This is a genomic window from Knoellia tibetensis (assembly GCF_048606415.1).
GTDB classification, from domain to species: Bacteria; Actinomycetota; Actinomycetes; order Actinomycetales; family Dermatophilaceae; genus Knoellia; species Knoellia tibetensis.
Window position 1 is genome coordinate 63,621 of record NZ_JBMBWF010000001.1, and the last position, 18,348, is coordinate 81,968.

The window sequence follows — 18,348 nt, forward strand, 5'->3', positions numbered from 1 at the left end:
ACTTATTGCGCTTTTGTGCGCCGCATGCAGCGGCACACCCACCGCGGAGCGCGCACAAAAGCGCAATAAGTCGACCCGTCCCACGCCAAGGAGTCATCGAACATGAGCACCGAACGTCGCGTCGTCGTCACCGGACTCGGAGCCACCACACCCCTCGGTGGGACGATCACCGACACGTGGGACGCCATCCTCGCCGGGACCCCCGGCGCGCGGCCGCTCACGGAGGACTGGGTCGAGCAGTACGAGCTCCCCGTCAGCTTCGCCGCCACGATCCACACCTCCCCGGAGGAGGTGCTGACCAAGGTCGAGTGCCGCCGGATGGACCCGAGCGCCCAGTACGCCATGGTCGCCTCGCGCGAGGCCTGGGCCGACGCCGGAAGCCCCGAGGTCGACCCCGAGCGCTTCATGGTCGCGATCGGCACCGGCATCGGCGGCGTCCACACGCTGCTCAACCAGTGGGACAACCTGCGCGAGAAGGGCGTGCGCCGGGTCTTCCCGCTCGCCGTCCCGATGCTCATGCCCAACACGAGCAGCGGCAACGTCTCGCTCGCCCTCGGCGCACGCGCAGGAGCACACACCGCAGTGTCGGCGTGCGCCTCCGGTGCGGAGTCCATGGGGCTCGCCGTGGACCAGATCCTCTCCGGTCGCGCCGACATCGTCATCGCCGGTGGCACCGAGGCCGCGATCCATCCGCTTCCCTTCGCCGGCTTCGCGCAGATGCAGGCGCTCTCGACCCGCAACGACGACCCGGCGCACGCGTCCCGGCCCTACGACACCGGCCGTGACGGCTTCGTCATGGGCGAGGGCGCGGCCGTCATCGTCCTCGAGTCCGAGGAGCACGCCAGGGCCCGCGGAGCCCGGATCTATGCCGAGCTCGCGCCCGCCGGCATGTCGTCCGACGCCCACCACATCACCGCACCCGAGCCCGAGGGCGCCGGCGCGTCCCGCGCCATGCGTGAGGCGGTCCAGCGCGCGGGCCTCACCCCGGCTGACATCGTGCACATCAACGCCCACGCCACCTCGACCCCGGTCGGCGACGTCGCCGAGGCCAACGCCATCCGCCGTGCCTTCGGTGACGCCACCGACGGCATGTGCGTCAGCGGCACCAAGTCGATGACCGGCCACCTCCTCGGTGCCGCCGGTGCGCTCGAGGCGCTCTTCACGATCCTCTCCGTGCACCACCGGATCGCCCCCGCCACGATCAACATCGAGGACCTCGACCCCGAGATCTCCCTCGACGTCGTGCGCGGCGAGCACCGCAAGCTGCCCGAGGGCGACATCGCCGCCCTCAACAACTCGTTCGGCTTCGGTGGCCACAACGTCGCCCTCGCGGTGAAGAGCATCTGATGGCGCACCAGCCCAACGAGGCCTCGGCCACCGCTTCCGCAGCGACCAAGCCCAAGCCGGACCGCGCCACCGACCCGCGCAACCCCCGCCTGCGGCTCGCTGCGTTCTTCGACGAGGGCTCGTTCGAGCTCATCAGCCCCGAGGACGACTCCGGCATGCTCGCCGCCGTCGGCACCTGCCGGGGCACGCGGGTCGCCGCCTTCTGCTCGGACGCGACGATCATGGGCGGCGCCATGGGCGTCGCCGGCTGCAAGGTCATCCTCGCGGCCTACGAGCGCGCGCTCGCGGACGGCATACCGGTCGTCGGCATCTGGCACTCCGGAGGCGCGCGGCTGCCCGAGGGCGTCGTGAGCCTGCACGCCGTCGGCGAGGTCTTCGCGATCATGACCCGTGCCTCGGGCAAGATCCCGCAGATCTCGGTCGTCATCGGCGCGGCCGCCGGCGGCGCGGCCTACGGACCGGCGCTCACCGACATCGTCATCCTCGCCCCCGAGGGCCGGATCTTCGTCACCGGCCCCGACGTCGTCCGCTCCGTCACGGGCGAGGCCGTCGACGCGCTCCGCCTCGGCGGGCCCGAGCCGCACGGCCGTCGCAGCGGTGTCGTCCACGTCGTCACCGAGTCGACCGAGGAGGCCTACGAGCGCGGACGGCAGCTCTGCTCGCTGCTCGCCGACCAGGGCACGCTCGACGCCACGGGCATCGAGGACATCGACCTCGAGGAGACCTTCCCCGAGTCGGCCAAGCGCGCCTACGACGTGCACCCGGTCGTCGACAACGTCCTCGACAAGGGTGCGGACTCCGTTGAGCTGCACCCGCGCTGGGCGCCCAACATCGTCACGCAGCTCGGTCGCTTCGGCGGCCGCACCGTCGGCGTCATCGCCAACAACCCGATGCGCCTCGGTGGTTGCCTCGACTCACCCAGCGCGGAGAAGGCAGCCCGGTTCGTGCGCATGTGCGACGCCTTCGGCGTGCCGCTCATCGTCCTCGTCGACGTGCCGGGCTACCTCCCCGGCGTCGGACAGGAGTGGGACGGCGTCGTCCGCCGGGGCGCCAAGCTGCTCCACGCCTTCGCCGAGGCCACGGTCCCCCGCGTCACGCTCGTCACCCGCAAGACCTATGGCGGCGCCTACATCGCGATGAACTCGCGATCGCTCGGCGCGACGAAGGTCTTCGCGTGGCCGACCGCGCACGTCGCCGTCATGGGCTCGGTCGCCGCGATCCGGATCCTGCACCGCCGGCGTCTCGCCGAGGTCGACGACGCCGAGCGCGCCGCCGTCGAGCAGCAGCTCGCCGACGAGCACGACCTCATGTCCGGCGGCCTGCCGCGCGCCGTGGAGATCGGGGTCGTCGACGAGATCGTCGAGCCGACCGCGACCCGGTCGGCGCTCGCCAAGGCCATCACCGAGGCCCCCCAGCGCCGCGGCCAGCACGGCAACATCCCTCTGTAGGCCGAGCACAGCACGAGGCCCGCTCCCCCTGTACCGGAGCGGGCCTCGTGACGTGTGCGGGTTGTCGGCCGGTTCAGCCGACCTGGTGGAGCCAGCGCACGGGCGCCCCGTCCCCGGCATACCGGAAGGGCTCGAGCTCGGCGTCCCACTCGGTGCCGAGCACCTCCTCGAGCATCTCCTCGATCGCGTCGGGCGAGCCCTGCGCCAACATGAGGATCTCCTTGAGCCGCTCCTCCCCGACGACGGCGTCGCCGCTCGCGGACGTCGTGGCGTGGTGGATGCCCAGGCTCGGCGTGTAGGACCAGCGCGAGCCGTCGCAGCCGGCGCTGGGGTCCTCGGTGACCTCGTAGCGCACGCCCTGCCAGCCGCGCAGCGTCGAGGCGATGTGGGCGCCGGTCCCCTGCTCCCCGATCCACGACCACTCACCGCGGCGCAGGCCGGGGGCGATCGGCTGCTCGGTCCAGTCGATGACCACCCGGGAGCCCGTGGCCTTCTCGAGGGCCCAGGTGATGTGCGGGCACAGCGCTGCCGGGGCCGAGTGGATGAACACCACTCCCCGGGTCGACACACGTCGCGTCGCGACAGACATCCTGGCCTCCTTGGTGTGCAAGGGACGTCTTCCCCAACGCCTTCGCACGTGTCCGGAGGCAACAGATCTGTATGCCGGCCAGCTTGCTATGAGGGCGCCTTGCGCGCCGCTGTTTGTCGCCTCACGAGAGAACTCGTGAACCGTGGGTCACATCATGCCGCACGAACCCCAGCCGCACCACCACGAACACGCGTCACCATGTGAGAAGCGCCCGGAGGACCCGGGAGCCGTTGAGCGCGAACCCTATAGTCCTTTCGGGTCATTTGCTCGCCAAATGACTGATCCGAGTTGCCCAAGGGAACGTCCACCTTGACTATTGGCCTGCCTGACCCGTTCGGGTCACCCCCTGCACCACACCTAGGAGCGCCCTCGATGGGATCCCGCCAACTCGTCTCCCGCCCAGCCCTGGCCGCCCTCGCCGCCACCCTCACGAGCCTCGGTTGCGCCGTCGCCCTGTCGGCCGCGCCGGCAAGCGCCGCCAAGCCGTCGCCGCCCCCGCCCCCGTCGGCCGACGCGCTGCCGACCTACTCGACCTCCGTCGTCGGCATCAGCCCGCAGGCCGCCGCCAAGCCGACCTCCTCCGGCAAGACGATCCGCAGCCTCACCTCCGACGGCGGCAAGTTCTACGTCGGCCACGGTGACTACCTCCAGAACTCCGGGCCGACGAAGGTCAGCACCTTCGACCCGGCGACCCGCACCTTCGCCGAGTCGGGCCTCACCGCCCCGACGGAGGAGATCACGACCTTCCGCAAGATCAACGGCAAGCTCTATGCCCCCTGGACCGACCCCACCGGGACGGCCACCGCCAACCAGGGCTTCTCCACCAACGCGAGCGGCACCTGGACCAACGAGTTCAAGGCACCCGCCGAGCACGTCTTCGACGTCGCCACCCTCAACGGCACCGACCTGTGGATGGTCGGCTCCGCCCGCTGGGGCACCGGTGGCGGCGCTGCTGCCTACCGGTCGACCGACGGTGGCAAGACGTGGGCGCTGGCGATGAAGGACACGTCGGCGACCTACGGTGGCTACGAGCGCTACTACTGGGCAGCCCCCCTCAACGGCAAGATCTACATGCAGGCCCGGGACGTCTACGGCGGTGCGCCGCTGCGTGCGTTCGACGGTCGCAGCTGGACCACCCAGAGCCTCACGCCGTGCACCGCGGTCGAGGCGCGCGCCGTCGAGGTCTTCGCCGGCAAGATCCTGTGCCCGAACTACCTCAAGGGCCTCGTCGCCTTCGACGGCAAGACCGCGACCACGGTCCTGCCGCAGGCGCTGGGCAACGTCCTCGACTTCGACATCCCGGGTGACGGGTTCGTCTACGCCCTCACCCCGACCGGCATCTTCCGCAGCTCCGACGCGATGACGTGGACCGGCCTCGCCCGCACGCCCGACCTCTCGTGGTCGATCGGCGTCCACAACGGCACGGTCTACCTCGGCCAGCGCCTCAACGCGACGATCGTCAAGGTCGACGGCCTCAACGTCGCGACGGCGACGCGGACGGCCACGACGACGAGCTCCTGCAGGGGCAACTCGAAGAACTGCTGACCCACATGCACGAAGGAGGGGCCGGTCCGTCTCGGACCGGCCCCTCCAATATGCGCGGGTGGGGCGGCTGGGGCTTGAACCCAGGACCGACGGATTATGAGTCCGCTGCTCTGACCGACTGAGCTACCGCCCCGTGAAGCCGAGCCGAGCCTACCCGCGGGCGCTCACGGGACACGCACCCTCCGGGCCTCGCGCACACGGACCGGACGGTGGACGGCATACGAGCGGGTAACCGACCGGCAGCGTTGCGAATCGGTGTCGCATCGGGCCAGTCACGCGTGGCAACAGGCACATGACGGTAGGTTTCGCCCCATGACTGAGCCCCTCGTCGTCCTCAAGGACGTCCAGAAGCACTTCGGCGACCTCCACGTCCTGCGCGACATCGACCTGGAGATCGGCAAGGGAGAGGTCGTCGTCGTCATCGGGCCGTCAGGCTCGGGCAAGTCGACGCTGTGCCGCGCGATCAACCGGCTCGAGACGATCGAGTCCGGCACGATCACGATCGACGGCAAGACCCTGCCCGAGGAGGGCAAGGAGCTCGCGCAGCTGCGTGCCGACGTCGGCATGGTCTTCCAGTCGTTCAACCTCTTCGCGCACAAGACGATCCTCGACAACGTCACGCTCGGCCCGATCAAGGTCCGCAAGCAGAAGAAGGCCGAGGCCGAGAAGCGCGCCATGGAGCTGCTCGAGCGCGTCGGAGTCGCGCACCAGGCGCAGAAGTTCCCCGCCCAGCTCTCCGGTGGCCAGCAGCAGCGCGTCGCCATCGCCCGCTCGCTCGCGATGGACCCCAAGGTCATGCTCTTCGACGAGCCGACGTCCGCGCTCGACCCCGAGATGATCAACGAGGTCCTCGACGTCATGGTCGGCCTCGCCAGGGAGGGCATGACGATGATCGTCGTCACCCACGAGATGGGCTTCGCCCGCAAGGCCGCGAACCGCGTCGTCTTCATGGCCGACGGCCAGATCGTCGAGGAGAACACGCCCGAGGAGTTCTTCACCAACGCCAAGAGCGACCGGGCCAAGGACTTCCTCGGCAAGATCCTCACCCACTGATGTCAGTCCCACACAGGAGGAAAACAATGAAGGTTCGTCAGATCGGCGCGGTTCTCGCGGCGTCGGTGCTCACGCTCGGTCTCGCCGCCTGCGGCGACAGCGCCAACGACTCGGGCTCCGGCTCCGGCTCCGGTGGTGACGCCAGCGGCGGCACCGGCAAGGCCGTGAAGATCGGCATCAAGTTCGACCAGCCCGGCCTCGGCCTCAAGAAGGGCGAGGACTACGCCGGCCTCGACGTCGACGTCGCGAAGTACGTCGCCAAGGAGCTCGGCAGCGGCGAGGGCGACATCACCTGGGTGCAGGCCCCGTCCGCCCAGCGTGAGACCCTCATCTCGACCGGCCAGGTCGACATGATCTTCGCGACCTACTCGATCACCGACAAGCGCAAGGAGACCGTCTCCTTCGCCGGTCCGTACTTCGTCGCCGGCCAGGACCTCCTCGTCCGCGGTGACGACAGCTCGATCACCGGTCCCGAGACCCTCACGGGCAAGAAGCTCTGCTCGGTCACCGGCTCGACCTCGGCCCAGAAGGTCAAGGACAAGTACCCCGGTGTCCAGCTCCAGGAGTTCGGCACCTACTCCGAGTGCGTCGCGGCCCTCGTCTCCAAGGGCGTCGACGCCCTGACGACGGACAACACCATCCTCGCCGGCTACGCCTCGCAGGACCAGTACAAGGGCAAGCTCAAGGTCGTCGGCAAGACCTTCTCCGAGGAGCGCTACGGCGTCGGTATCAAGAAGGGCGACACCGCCCTCTGCGAGAAGATCAACACGGCGCTCACCAAGATGGTCGACTCCGGCGACTGGCAGAAGGCCGTCGACGCCAACCTCGGCCCGGCCGGCTTCAAGGTCGACACCGCGGTGAACCCGCCGAAGCCGGACGCCTGCTCCTGATCCTCCCCTCGACCACGGCACCTCGGGTATGCCGTCCGCTCACCCGGGCGGACGGCATGCCTGAGTGCCGGAACGACCACGGCAAGGAAAGGTCTCTGCATGGGTGAGATCCTCAGCAACTACGACGTGCTCGCCGCGTTCTGGGGCACCATCAAGCTGTCGCTCCTCGGGACGTTCGGCGCGCTGGTCCTCGGCACCATCGTCGCCATCCTGCGGCTCTCGCCGGTGCGGGTCTTCCAGTGGATCGGGACGTGGTACGTCAACACCTTCCGCAACACCCCGCTGACCCTGCTCATGGTCTTCAGCATCCTCGGACTGACCTTCATCCTCGGCATCCAGCTCAACTCCGAGGACATCAGCAGCAACGTCTTCCGCTGGGCCGCAGTGATGCTCTCCGTCTACCACGGCGCCTTCATCTGCGAGGCACTGCGCTCCGGCGTCAACACGGTGCCGGCGGGCCAGGCGGAGGCAGCGCGAGCGATCGGGCTCACCTTCGGCCAGAGCATGCAGCACGTGCTGCTGCCGCAGGCCTTCCGTGGGTCGATCGCCCCCATCGGGTCCACGATCATCGCCCTCATCAAGAACAGCACGGTGGCCGCGGTCATCGGCGCTGGGGAGGCAGCCAACCTCATGTCGACCGTCATCGAGAACGAGGGCAGCCGGTTCAGTGTCTTCCTCGTCTTCGCGATCGGCTTCGTCCTCCTCACCCTGCCGCTCGGACTGCTCTTCACGAGCATGTCGCGGCGTCTGGCGGTGAAGCGATGAGCGCCCAGTCCGTCCTCTTCGACGCCCCGGGCCCCAAGGCCCGTCGCCGGCACGCGATCCTCGCGGTCGTCGGCGGCGTGCTGGCCCTCGTCGCGCTCTATGTCGTCATCCGCAAGATGCAGACGGCCAACCAGCTCCAGGGCTACATGTGGGAGCCGTTCTTCACCGACCGGTCGGTCTGGCGCGACTACCTGCTCAAGGGCCTCTGGGGCACCATCAAGGCCGCCCTCATCTCCATCGTCTTCGCTGCCGTCTTCGGCCTCGTCTTCGGCGTCGGGCGACTCTCGACCATCGCCCCCGTGCGGTGGGTGAGCAGTGTCGTCGTCGAGTTCTTCCGGGCCGTCCCGGTGCTCATCATGATGATCTTCGCGTTCGGGGTCTACACCCGCAACGGCGTCTTCGCCAACGACGTCAACCCGCTCGCGGCGGTCGTCACGGCGCTGACGCTCTACAACGGGGCGGTCATCGCCGAGCTCGTCCGTTCCGGCGTGTACTCACTGCCCAAGGGACAGGGCGAGGCAGGTCTCGCCGTCGGCCTGACGACGGGTCAGGTGCTGCGCTCGATCCAGCTGCCGCAGGCCCTCACCGCCATGCTGCCGGCCCTCATCGGCCAGTTCGTCACCATCCTCAAGGACTCGGCGCTCGGCACGGCGATCACCTACACCGAGCTCCTCACGTGGTCCAAGACGCTGGGGTCGGCCTTCACCAACACGGTGCCGGCCTACATCGTCGCGGCGATCCTCTTCATCACGATGAACTACCTGCTCTCCCGTCTCGCGGTCACGGTGGAGAGGCGGCTCAACCGCCGTGGCAAGACCGCCGGCGGCGCACACACGACGGCCGTTCCCGCGGCTCCCCTGCCGGGAGCCGGCGCGACGACCTGACGCCGGCCGCTCGGCCTCCGACGGAGGTGCGGCACGACGAAGGGCCCGGATGCTTGGAGGGATCCGGGCCCTTCGTCGTGAATGCTAGGACAGGCGGGCGCTGGCGCGGTCCAGGTCCGCGCCGGAGACCGTGGTGCGCGCCCGCCCGTGCTCACCGAACCAGTCGAGGAGCAGGATGGTGGCGTCGTCCTTGAGGTTGTGCCCGGTGGCCGCGAGAACCCTGTCGGCCATGTACCGGGCGGCCTCGCGGGGGTGCAGGGCGGAGGTCTCACCGATGACCTCGGTGAGGTCGAGACCGGCGGCGTTGCGATCGAGCATGCCGTCCGTGACGATGACGAGCCGGTCGCCGGGCTCGAGGTCGAGCCGGGTGCTGCGGTAGCCCGTGTCGGCGAAGAGACCGACCGGCAGGTCCGGCGGCAGGTCGACGGCCTCCACCCTGCCCTTGCGGGCAAGGTAGGGCGGCACGTGGCCTGCGTTGACGAGCTCGAGGGCCCCGGTCTCGAGGTCCAGACGTCCCGCCACCCCGGTGACGTAGTCGTCGGCCCCATGCTTGTCCGAGTGCTCGACCAGGGCGGCGTTGGCAGCCGCCACCTGGTCGAGGAGGGAGACACCCCGACGGCGGGCACCACGCAGGGCACCCACGCTCAGCGAGGCCGTGAGGGCCGCCCCCACGCCGTGTCCCATGGCGTCGGTGACCGACAGGTGCAGCTCGTCGCGGGCCAGGCTGTAGTCGAAGCTGTCGCCGGCGATGTCGCTCGCGGGCTCGAGCCAGGCGGCCAGCGTGAAGGCACCGGCCTCACACGTGCGTGACGCGGGCAGGAGGCGTTGCTGGATCTCGGCGGACAGGCTGGACGGCCTGCTGCGCTGACCCCACTCGAAGAGGTCGGTGTGCCGTCGGTTGGCGATGACGACGAACCCCATGAAGTGCGCCAGCTGTCCCGCTGCCGACCGGGTGTCCTCGTCGGGTTCCGACGGCAGGAGCAGCTCGAGCACACCGATGACCTCTCCCCGCTCCGTGATGGGGGCCAGCAGCGTCCACATACCCGCCGTGGGACCATCCTCGGCACCGTCGGGAGCCACCACCTGGACGGCCTGCGTACGCACCGCCTGCTCCCCCGGCCCGCCGTCCAGGGGCAGCACGGTGGCACGCTCCGCGCCGGCCTGACGTTGGTTGGGCTCCAGCGGTTGGGTGTCGCCTGGGTCGGCGTCCTCGGCGAGCGGCACGTGGGCGAGTCGGACGAGGGCACGTCCCGACAGGTCGGCGACGAGGAACGAGACCTCGGTCGCACCGAAGGCCTCACCCAGCTCCCGCGCCACGGACTGGACCGCCTCGACGGGCGAGGCTGCCTCGGCAGCCTCGAGCAACCTGCCCAGTCTCCCCATCAACATCACGTCAGACACGTGGGCAGCATAAATGAGGTCGTCCGCGCCGGCGCGGCTCTCGAGCGACACCGTCATGGCCGCCGACGCCGACGTCGAACCACGTCGTCCCCCCTTCGCGGCGGTGCGCGCCGGCCCCTCGCCCCGTGACCTCCACGACAGCGCGAAGGGCCCGGATCCAGTGCGGATCCGGGCCCTTCGTCGAGGTGCTCCCCCGGTTGGACTCGAACCAACAACCTGCCGATTAACAGTCGGCTGCTCTGCCAATTGAGCTACAGGGGAATGCAATGCATCGGTGCTGACACCGGCGCGGCCACCCGGGGGTGGCGCGCTGCGCAACGATAGCAAAGGGTGGGGCCAGTCACGAAAACGGCTCCCCACCCTGCCGCGAGGGCCGGGATCAGTCGAGCCCGACCTGCTCGCGGAGACGGTCGAGGGCCGCTCGAGTCTGCTCGCGGACCCCCGGGTCGCTCGCCCTCACACCGCGTCCGAGGATCGTCTGACCGAGAAGCGCCTGCGTCTCGAGGTCCTTGCGGACGACGACGCGGGCGCGCCGCTTCTCGCCGAGGTCGACCTCGTCGGAGAGCACGACGCTGGCCTGCACCCGCTCGCGGAAGACCTGCGGGAAGGTCGACGGCAGCTCGACCTGCCACACCGTCGCTGGCGCCCGGTCGACCCACTGGACGGTGAGCCGCCGCGTCTGGTCGTCCCACGAGCCGGTGTCGACCATGTGCCACGGACGGTCGAGGACCACGGAACCGTCGCGGACGGCATACACGTGGGTCGTGGTGGCGACGACCCACGTCGTGGAGCGCTCGTCGTGGCCGAGGCTGAGCACTTCGCTCCCCCGGTCGCCGAGGGCGCCGGCCACCTCGACCGGCACCTCGGGTCCGCGACGACCGAGTCGGGGAAGCCTCACGTCGTGAGCCGATCGCGCAGCCGGGCCCGGCTCATCTCGAGCTCGATGAGCTTGCGGGAGCGTTCACGGATGGCCTCCGGTTCCGGTTCGGGTGAGTTCTGGAGCCGACGGATCGCTGCGGTCTCGTCGGCGATCTGGCGGGTCAGGCCGGCGTCATGGACGCCGATGACGAGCGAGTCGAGGTAGCGCTGGGGCGGCAGGCCCGTCGTCGGGTCGACCTTGGTCGGCAGGGGCGCCACGCTCAGCTCGGCGAGCAGCCCGCGCACGGCGAGCGGACCGGCCTCGGCGACGGCGGCGGTCCACCCGGCGGTGGAGAGCTGCGAGGCGCGGGCCGCGACGGTCCGGACGCCGTCGAAGATCGCCGCGTGCGCGGGCGCGGTGAACGCCACCGTCGGCAACGCGTCGATCGTCTCGGTGCTGAACCGCGTGGGGTACTGCAGCAGCGCCTGGAGCAGCTGGCGCTCGGTGTTGACGACAGGGTCTCGCAGGTTGGGCGCGGGCATCGCCGCGGCGTCCTCGCGCGCATCGGGCTCGGGTACGTCGTCGGTGGACGCGGGGGTGCGCTCGCCGGGTCGGCCGGGAGCGCCGGCCGAGGCGTCGCGGGAGGCGATGCGCCCGGCACGCTGCACCTCGCTGCGCACCTGCTCGACCTCGACACCGAGCATGCCGGCGACGGTCCGCATGTACTCCGGCCGCAGTGACGAGTCGCGGATCGAGTTGATGATCGGCGCGACGGCCCGCATCGCCTGGACGCGCCCCTCGGCGGTCTCGAGGTCGAAGCGGCGGATCGTCGTGCGGACCGCGAACTCGAACATCGGGACGGCGTCCTCGACGAGCGCCTTGACCGCTTCGTCGCCCTTGGCGAGGCGCAGGTCGCACGGGTCCATGCCGTCGGGTGCGACGGCGACGAAGGCCTGCGAGGCCCAGCGCTGGTCCTCGCCGAACGCCTTCATCGCGGCCTTCTGCCCGGCCGCGTCGCCATCGAAGGTGAAGACGACCTTGGCCGGGGCACCGTCGGTCTCGTCACGCATGATGCGGCGCAGGATCTTGATGTGGTCGACGCCGAAGGCCGTGCCACACGTGGCGACAGCACCCTCGACGCCGGAGAGCTGCGCGGCCATGACGTCGGTGTAGCCCTCGACGATGACGGCCCGGCGCTCGGTGGCGATCGACTTCTTCGCGGCGTCGAGGCCGTAGAGGACCGTCGACTTCTTGTAGATGGGGGTCTCGGAGGTGTTGAGGTACTTCGCGGCGATGCGGTCGTCGTCGAGGAGGCGACGCGCGCCGAACCCCACGGTGTCGCCGGTGACGTCGCGGATCGGCCAGACGAGGCGTCCGCGGAAGCGGTCGTAGAGGCCGCGGCTCCCCCGTCCCGAGAGCCCGGCGGTGACCATCTCGTCCTCGGTGAAGCCCTTCTCGCGCAGGTGGCGGGTGAGCTCCTCGCCGCCGCGTGGGGCGAAGCCGACGCCGAAGCGCTCGGCGACCTTGCTGTCGAAGCCGCGGTCACGCATGAAGTCGCGCCCGGGTCGCGCGTCGGGACGGCCGATGAGGACCGAGGCGTAGAACTCCTCGGCGACGCGGTGGGCCTCGATGAGCCGCGAGCGCCGACCGAGCCCGCCCTCGGAGCGGGGACCCCCGCCCTCCTCGTAGCGCAGCTCCATCCCGATCTTCGCCGCGAGCCGCTCGACCGACTCGGCGAAGGTGAGGTGCTCAACCTTCTGCACGAAGGAGATGACGTCGCCGCCCTCGCCGCAGCCGAAGCAGTGGTAGGCGCCGACGGCCGGGCGCACCGTGAAGGACGGAGTCTTCTCGTCGTGGAACGGGCACAGCCCCTTGAGCGAGCCGACACCGGCCGGGCGGAGCGTCACGTGGTCACGCACGACGTCCTCGATCGAGGAGCGCTCCTTGACGGACTGCACGTCGTCAGCGTTGATCCGCCCCGCCACGCGCACCTCCGGTCCTCGTCCGCTCCTGTGAGGGCTTCAGTATGCCGCGTGCCCACCCGGGCGCGTGGCCCCGTCCCCAAGCCGGGAGGGCCGGTCGGCGTGCGACCGAGGTCGGGGGGTCGCAGCGACCGTGGTGGCGCGGTCGCACCGGAATCGCAGCGGATTCGCAGCGTCGGCGCCGAGGGTGGCGGCACTGCCCCGGTCGGACCCGGGGCGAGCGTGCCCCCGGACCGTCCGGGGCGCGCACCGGAGGGGGAACCGCCATGGACAGGACCATCACGCTCGACCGCCGCAGGTTCGCGGCGCTCACGGCCGCGGCCGGCATCGGCCTCGCCAGCGCCGCCGCCGTCGGCGCTCCGAGCGCCCACGCCGCGCAGAACCCGAACAGCGTCTGGGTCGGCACCCACAACTCGCACTACGGCGACGGCAGCTTCCCCGCCTTCGCCGGCGTCATCGGGTGGCAGGAGGTCAACGACCCCGTCGACCGCGACAAGATGCGCAACCGGCTCGGGGCGGAGTACTCGCACGCCGTCTTCAGCGGTGCGGCGTCCGCCGTGCCGATCTCGTGGAACTCGCGCTTCGCCAAGGTGGCGCAGTCGTCGCAGAAGACCCACGACGGCGAGGCCGGCGTGACCCCGGCCCGCTTCGTCAACGCGGTCGTGCTCAAGAACAAGCAGACCGGCAAGAAGTTCGTCTTCGTCAACACGCACTTCATCTCCGGTGCCTGGAACGGCAAGCACCCGGACCGGCAGGGCCGCTGGCTCCGGCACCTCGACATCCTCAAGTCCGAGATCACCCGCCTGCGCCGGCTGCACAACGCGCCGGTCGTCGTCGTGGGCGACTTCAACCGCAGGCGCGCCGTGAACCTGCCGGGGCTGCGCATGCTCGACGTCAAGGACGTCGCGGGCTACACCATCGACCAGATCTACGTGCCCGACAACGCGGTGGCCACGAAGTCCTACCAGCTGCAGGAGTTCGGCTCGGACCACCACGCCTACAAGGCGCGGGTCGACTGGTGACGCATGCGGGTGCACGGGTGACCCGCGCCCGGGAGGGACGGGCGCGGGTCACCCATGCATCCGTGGGTCCTGCGACGGGTCGGCATACATCGCGGGGCAGCCGTCGACCCCGGCGTCGGGTCGCAGCTCCCAGTGCCAGGGCTCGTTGCGGTAGGTCTGGCACAGCCCGTAGCGCGCACCGTGCCGCGCCAGCCACGCCGTCACCCCGGGGCCACCGAGGTCGACGGCGTCACCCGACACGTGCGGCGAGGTCTCCGGGGTGGCGACCCACCGGGCCGCCTCGCGCCACGAGCCGTGGTCGTCGACGGCCTGTCTGAGCAGCTCCTCCTGTCGTGCGGCGGAGCGCCAGCCGCTGTTGACGACGACGGTGAGGCCCTCGGCGGCCGCGTCGATCGCGGCCGTCCGAAGGGCTGAGCGCAGGTCGTCGTCGAGGTTGAGGATCTCGGGAGTCCTCGCGTCGAACGCCGTGCGCACGGACGGCCCCGACCCCACGGCGACCTCGGGAAGGTCCGTCGAACCCGTCCCGGACACCGACAGCGGCCGTGCCTGCGCGTGCCCCGCCCGCCACCGTGTCGACGGCAAACCGGTGGCGAGAGCGGTGGCCGCCAGCAGTGCGCCGACGGCGACGAGGAGGACGGCGCGCCGAGTGCGGCGCAGGGATGGCGCGGCGGGTGCGGGCGTATGTGGCGAGAGCATGACGTCGACCCAACGCGGTCGCGCGTTGCCCTGCCGTATGCCGTTCTGCATACGTCCGCGATACGTCCCGGCTCGTAGCATCGTCGCCATGCGCGTGCTGGTCGTCGAGGACGAGCCCCTGATGGCCGATGCCATCCGTGACGGCCTGAGGCTGGAGGCCATCGCCGCCGACGTGGCCCACGACGGGGACACCGCCCTCGAGCTGCTCGCCGTCAACGCCTACGACATCGCCGTCCTCGACCGTGACGTCCCCGGGCCGTCGGGCGACGAGGTCGCGGCGAGCATCGTCGCCTCCGGCGCCCAGACACCGATCCTCATGCTCACGGCCGCCGACCGGCTCGACGACCTCGCCTCGGGGTTCGAGCTCGGCGCCGACGACTACCTCACCAAGCCCTTCGAGCTGCGCGAGCTCGTCCTGCGGCTACGGGCGCTCGACCGGCGCCGCGGGCACCTGCGGCCGCCGGTGCGCGAGCTTGCCGGCCTGCGCGTCGACCCCTTCCGCCGCGAGGTCTTCCGTGACGGACGCTACGTCGCGCTCACCCGCAAGCAGTTCGCCGTGCTCGAGGTGCTCGTCGCGGCCGAGGGTGGCGTCGTCAGCGCCGAGCAGCTGCTCGAGCGGGCCTGGGACAAGAACGCCGACCCGTTCACCAACGCGGTCAGGATCACCGTCTCGGCGCTGCGCAAGCGGCTGGGCGAACCGTGGCTCATCGCGACCGTCGCGGGTGTCGGCTACCGGATCGACACCGGCACCCCGGACGCGTCGGGGGTACCCGGCATACCTGGCCCGAGCGCGGGCGACGACCGGACGACGCGGTGACGGGCGTGGACCGGCGACCGGGGACGAGCGTGCGCCTCCGGCTCACCCTCAGCTATGCCGGCTTCCTCATCACCGCCGGCGGGCTCCTGCTCGCCACGGTGTGGGTCTTCCTGCTGCGCTACGTCCCCGACGGCGGGCGTCCGGGTCCGGGACCGTTCAGCCCGTCGCGCAGCGACCTCGTCGAGGCGTTCATGCCCAGGGCCGCCCAGGCGATGGTCTTCCTCCTCGTCTTCGGGCTCGTCGGCGGGTGGTTCCTCGCCGGGCGGATGCTCGCCCCGCTGTCACGGATCACCGACGCCACCCGGCTGGCGGCGGCGGGGTCGCTCTCGCACCGGGTCCGCCTCGAGGGGCCGCACGACGAGTTCCGCGAGCTGGCCGACGCGTTCGACGCGATGCTCGCGCGGGTCGAGGCCCACGTCGGTGAGCAGCGGCGCTTCGCGGCGAACGCCTCGCACGAGCTCCGGACGCCGCTCGCCGTGACGCAGACCCTGCTCGACGTGGCACGGGCCGACCCGGACGCCGACCGCGACGCCCTCGTCGAGCGGTTGCGCGCCGTCAACACCCGGGCCATCGACCTCACCGAGGCACTGCTCGTGCTGAGCCGGGCCGACCAGGGAGCCTTCCCGCGCGAGGACGTCGACCTCTCGCTCCTCGCCGAGGAGTCCGCCGAGGCGCTGCTGCCCGTCGTCGAGCAGCGCGGGCTCACCCTCGAGACGGCGGGGGGTGCGGCGCCGACCACGGGCTCGCCCTCGCTGCTCCAGCAGATGACGACCAACCTCGTGCACAACGCGGTCGTGCACAACATGTCCCCCGGCGAGCACGGCACCGTCCGGGTCACGACCGGCGTGACCGGCGACGGCGCCGAGCTCGTCGTCGAGAACTCCGGACCGGTCCTCACCCCCGCACTCGCCGCCACCCTGGTCGAGCCGTTCCGGCGTGCGACCGACCGGGTCCGCAGCGACCACGACGGCGTCGGGCTGGGGCTGGCCATCGTGCGGAGCATCGTCGCCGCACACGGCGGGACGCTCGACGTCGCGCCACGCGCGGGCGGGGGCCTGCGGGTCGTCGTGCGCCTGCCGCAGCGCTGACACCCTCGGACGTCCGGAAAGAACGTTCCGATGGGGTGTCGTATCGGGGCGATCCCGTTCGTGGAGAGGATGACCGTCCACCCTGAACCGGAAGGACACCAACATGCGCACCCTCATCGTCTCCGAGTTCATCTCCCTCGACGGTGTCGTCGACTCGCCCGGCGGTGGCGACCACCCCCACGCGGGCTGGACCTTCAAGGACGTCGAGTTCGACGAGGCGGCCTACGAGATCAAGGGTCGCGAGCAGGCCGACGCCGGCTGCCTCCTTCTCGGCCGCCAGAGCTACGACGAGTTCGCCCCTGTCTGGCCGACGATGGAGGAGTTCGCCGACTACAACGCGATGCCGAAGTACGTCGTATCGAGCACGCTCACCGACCCCGAGTGGAACAACACCACCGTCCTGCGCGGTCTCGACGACGTCTGCGCGCTCAAGGAGTCCGACGAGCCCGGCACGGTCCTCGTCCACGCGAGCCCCACGCTGGCCCAGGGCCTCGCGGCCGCCGGGCTCGTCGACCGCTACCACCTGCTCGTCTTCCCGGTCGTGCTCGGCAGCGGCAAGCGTCTCTTCACGACCGACGCCGAGAAGGCGCGCCTCAGGCTCACCGAGCACGCGGCATACGGCAACGGGGTGCAGCTCAACGTCCTCGACGTCGTGCGCTGAGACGGCGCCCGCTCAGCACCAGCGGCGGTGCAGCTCGAGCGCGCGGACGTCGGTGAGGGAGGCCACCTGGTCGACGACGACGCGCAGGGCTGCACCGTCGTCCGTCGCCGCCTCGTGGTCGGCGAGCAGGTCGGCGTCGAGACGCGACGGGTCCTGCCGGAAGGCGGCGACGAGGTCCGCGATGACGGCTCGCTCCCCCGCCATGAGCTCGACCCGCTCGGCGACGTTCATGACGAAGTGCGCCGCGACCGCCTTGAGGACGGCGCACTCCGCGCGCGTCCCGACGGGGACGACGAGGTCGGCCTCGTGCCGCACGAGCGCACCGGCCCCGTGGTGCTCCCGCGTCGCCTCCTCCACCGAGTGGACGAAGCGGCCGATGATGCGTGAGGTCATGTCCTTGAGACCGGCGAGGTCACCGCGACTGCCCTCGTATGCCGTCGGCACGGTGCCCGTGGCGAGCAGCCGTTCCAGCGCGCGGCCGAGGTCGTCGCGGTCGAGGTCGACGGCATACGAGGCGGTGGCCACGTCGAGGACGACGTCGACGTCGGAGGCGTCGCGCAACCGGCGGGGGTCGAGCCGGCCCGAGGCGATGGCGTCCTCGACGTCGTGGACCGAGTAGGCGACGTCGTCGGACCAGTCCATGACCTCGGCCTCGAAGGCGCGGCGGCCCTCGACCGCACCCTCCCGGAACCACGCGAAGACGGGCAGGTCGTCGGCGTAGACCCCGAACTTCGGTGTAGGCGACGGCGCCCCGCCGCGGGCCCACGGGTACTTCGTCGTCGCGTCGAGGCTCGCCCGGGTGAGGTTGAGCCCGGCCGGACGGCCGTCAACGTGGAAGCGCTTGGGCTCGAGCCGGGTGAGGATGCGCAGCGTCTGGGCGTTGCCCTCGAACCCGCCGATGCCGGCGGCGATCTCGTTGAGCGCGGTCTCGCCGTTGTGTCCGAACGGCGGGTGCCCGAGGTCGTGCGCGAGGCAGGCGGTGTCGACGACGTCGGCGTCGCAGCCGAGCGCCGCCCCGAACTCACGCCCGATCTGGGCCACCTCGAGGCTGTGGGTGAGCCGGTTGCGGACGAAGTCGTCGCTGCCCGGTTGGAGCACCTGCGTCTTGGCGGAGAGGCGACGGAGAGAGGCGGAGTGCACGAGCCGGGCCCGGTCGCGGGCGAAGTCGTCGCGGTCGGCCCGCTTGTGCGCAGGGTCCTCGGCGACCCAGCGCTCACGGTCACGCGCGGTGTAGGTCACGCGCACGACACTAGAGGGTGGTGGGCCGCACGCTTAGGGTTGCACCCGGCGCGGGACAGCAG

The 18,348-nt window shown here is 70.9% G+C and carries 17 protein-coding genes and 2 tRNA genes; 11 read left to right on the forward strand and 8 right to left on the reverse strand.

Annotated features, from left to right (window positions below; all coding sequences use genetic code 11):
• The first annotated feature begins 102 nt into the window (after positions 1-102).
• Positions 103-1,347 (forward strand): beta-ketoacyl-ACP synthase II, encoded by a 1,245-nt coding sequence (gene fabF / locus ACOJV7_RS00330; RefSeq protein WP_420188165.1) that lies wholly within the window; start codon positions 103-105, stop codon positions 1,345-1,347.
• Positions 1,347-2,795, forward strand: coding sequence for an acyl-CoA carboxylase subunit beta (locus ACOJV7_RS00335; protein ID WP_420188166.1), 1,449 nt, complete (start codon positions 1,347-1,349; stop codon positions 2,793-2,795). The genes fabF and ACOJV7_RS00335 overlap by 1 nt, the downstream gene beginning before the upstream one ends.
• Before the next feature lie 73 nt (positions 2,796-2,868).
• Here the strand turns inward: ACOJV7_RS00335 and ACOJV7_RS00340 are convergent, their stop codons facing one another.
• The gene (locus ACOJV7_RS00340) at positions 2,869-3,384 is read right to left on the reverse strand and encodes a DUF3145 domain-containing protein (protein ID WP_420188167.1); all 516 of its coding nucleotides are present in this window, start codon (positions 3,382-3,384) and stop codon (positions 2,869-2,871) included.
• A 372-nt stretch (positions 3,385-3,756) separates the two neighbouring features.
• Between ACOJV7_RS00340 and ACOJV7_RS00345 the strand changes: the two genes are divergently transcribed.
• Entirely contained in the window at positions 3,757-4,929 is a 1,173-nt protein-coding gene (locus tag ACOJV7_RS00345; protein WP_420188168.1) for a beta propeller repeat protein, read from the forward strand.
• A 59-nt stretch (positions 4,930-4,988) separates the two neighbouring features.
• Here ACOJV7_RS00345 and ACOJV7_RS00350 read toward each other — a convergent pair.
• Positions 4,989-5,062 (reverse strand) — tRNA-Ile (locus tag ACOJV7_RS00350).
• Between the two features lie 179 nt (positions 5,063-5,241).
• Between ACOJV7_RS00350 and ACOJV7_RS00355 the strand changes: the two genes are divergently transcribed.
• From ACOJV7_RS00355 to ACOJV7_RS00370, 4 genes are all read left to right on the forward strand, one after another.
• Positions 5,242-5,982, forward strand: a complete 741-nt coding sequence (locus tag ACOJV7_RS00355; protein ID WP_420188169.1) for an amino acid ABC transporter ATP-binding protein — start codon at positions 5,242-5,244, stop codon at positions 5,980-5,982.
• 26 nt (positions 5,983-6,008) lie between these two features.
• The gene (locus tag ACOJV7_RS00360; RefSeq protein WP_420188170.1) at positions 6,009-6,872 is read left to right on the forward strand and encodes a glutamate ABC transporter substrate-binding protein; all 864 of its coding nucleotides are present in this window, start codon (positions 6,009-6,011) and stop codon (positions 6,870-6,872) included.
• Between the two features lie 99 nt (positions 6,873-6,971).
• Entirely contained in the window at positions 6,972-7,637 is a 666-nt protein-coding gene (locus ACOJV7_RS00365) for an amino acid ABC transporter permease (RefSeq protein WP_420188171.1), read from the forward strand.
• On the forward strand, positions 7,634-8,521 hold the full coding sequence (locus ACOJV7_RS00370) for an amino acid ABC transporter permease (RefSeq protein WP_420188172.1): 888 nt from the start codon (positions 7,634-7,636) through the stop codon (positions 8,519-8,521). The genes ACOJV7_RS00365 and ACOJV7_RS00370 overlap by 4 nt, the downstream gene beginning before the upstream one ends.
• 84 nt (positions 8,522-8,605) lie before the next feature.
• Here the strand turns inward: ACOJV7_RS00370 and ACOJV7_RS00375 are convergent, their stop codons facing one another.
• The 4 genes from ACOJV7_RS00375 to dnaG all read right to left on the reverse strand — a co-directional run bounded on the left by ACOJV7_RS00375 (position 8,606) and on the right by dnaG (position 12,766).
• A complete protein-coding gene (locus ACOJV7_RS00375; RefSeq protein WP_420188173.1) occupies positions 8,606-9,922 on the reverse strand; it encodes a PP2C family protein-serine/threonine phosphatase in 1,317 nt (438 codons plus the stop codon).
• A gap of 188 nt (positions 9,923-10,110) precedes the next feature.
• Positions 10,111-10,183, reverse strand: a tRNA-Asn gene (locus ACOJV7_RS00380).
• A 118-nt stretch (positions 10,184-10,301) separates the two neighbouring features.
• The gene (locus tag ACOJV7_RS00385; protein WP_420188174.1) at positions 10,302-10,820 is read right to left on the reverse strand and encodes a hypothetical protein; all 519 of its coding nucleotides are present in this window, start codon (positions 10,818-10,820) and stop codon (positions 10,302-10,304) included.
• Positions 10,817-12,766, reverse strand: coding sequence for a DNA primase (dnaG, locus tag ACOJV7_RS00390; RefSeq protein ID WP_420190352.1), 1,950 nt, complete (start codon positions 12,764-12,766; stop codon positions 10,817-10,819). The genes ACOJV7_RS00385 and dnaG overlap by 4 nt, the downstream gene beginning before the upstream one ends.
• A gap of 263 nt (positions 12,767-13,029) precedes the next feature.
• On the opposite strand from dnaG, the gene ACOJV7_RS00395 reads away from it, so the two are divergent.
• Positions 13,030-13,785, forward strand: coding sequence for an endonuclease/exonuclease/phosphatase family protein (locus ACOJV7_RS00395; RefSeq protein ID WP_420188175.1), 756 nt, complete (start codon positions 13,030-13,032; stop codon positions 13,783-13,785).
• A gap of 48 nt (positions 13,786-13,833) precedes the next feature.
• On the opposite strand, the gene ACOJV7_RS00400 is transcribed toward ACOJV7_RS00395, so the two are convergent.
• Positions 13,834-14,571 (reverse strand): M15 family metallopeptidase, encoded by a 738-nt coding sequence (locus ACOJV7_RS00400; protein WP_420188176.1) that lies wholly within the window; start codon positions 14,569-14,571, stop codon positions 13,834-13,836.
• Between ACOJV7_RS00400 and ACOJV7_RS00405 the strand changes: the two genes are divergently transcribed.
• The 3 genes from ACOJV7_RS00405 to ACOJV7_RS00415 all read left to right on the forward strand — a co-directional run bounded on the left by ACOJV7_RS00405 (position 14,570) and on the right by ACOJV7_RS00415 (position 17,047).
• Positions 14,570-15,298 (forward strand): response regulator transcription factor, encoded by a 729-nt coding sequence (locus ACOJV7_RS00405; RefSeq protein ID WP_420188177.1) that lies wholly within the window; start codon positions 14,570-14,572, stop codon positions 15,296-15,298. The genes ACOJV7_RS00400 and ACOJV7_RS00405 overlap by 2 nt on opposite strands.
• A 5-nt stretch (positions 15,299-15,303) precedes the next feature.
• Entirely contained in the window at positions 15,304-16,386 is a 1,083-nt protein-coding gene (locus tag ACOJV7_RS00410; RefSeq protein WP_420188178.1) for a sensor histidine kinase, read from the forward strand.
• A gap of 103 nt (positions 16,387-16,489) precedes the next feature.
• Positions 16,490-17,047 carry a dihydrofolate reductase family protein gene (locus ACOJV7_RS00415; protein WP_420188179.1) on the forward strand — a complete coding sequence of 186 codons (558 nt, stop codon included), beginning with the start codon at positions 16,490-16,492 and terminating at the stop codon, positions 17,045-17,047.
• 12 nt (positions 17,048-17,059) lie between these two features.
• On the opposite strand, the gene ACOJV7_RS00420 is transcribed toward ACOJV7_RS00415, so the two are convergent.
• Positions 17,060-18,286 carry a deoxyguanosinetriphosphate triphosphohydrolase gene (locus tag ACOJV7_RS00420; protein WP_420188180.1) on the reverse strand — a complete coding sequence of 409 codons (1,227 nt, stop codon included), beginning with the start codon at positions 18,284-18,286 and terminating at the stop codon, positions 17,060-17,062.
• Positions 18,287-18,348: the final 62 nt, after the last annotated feature.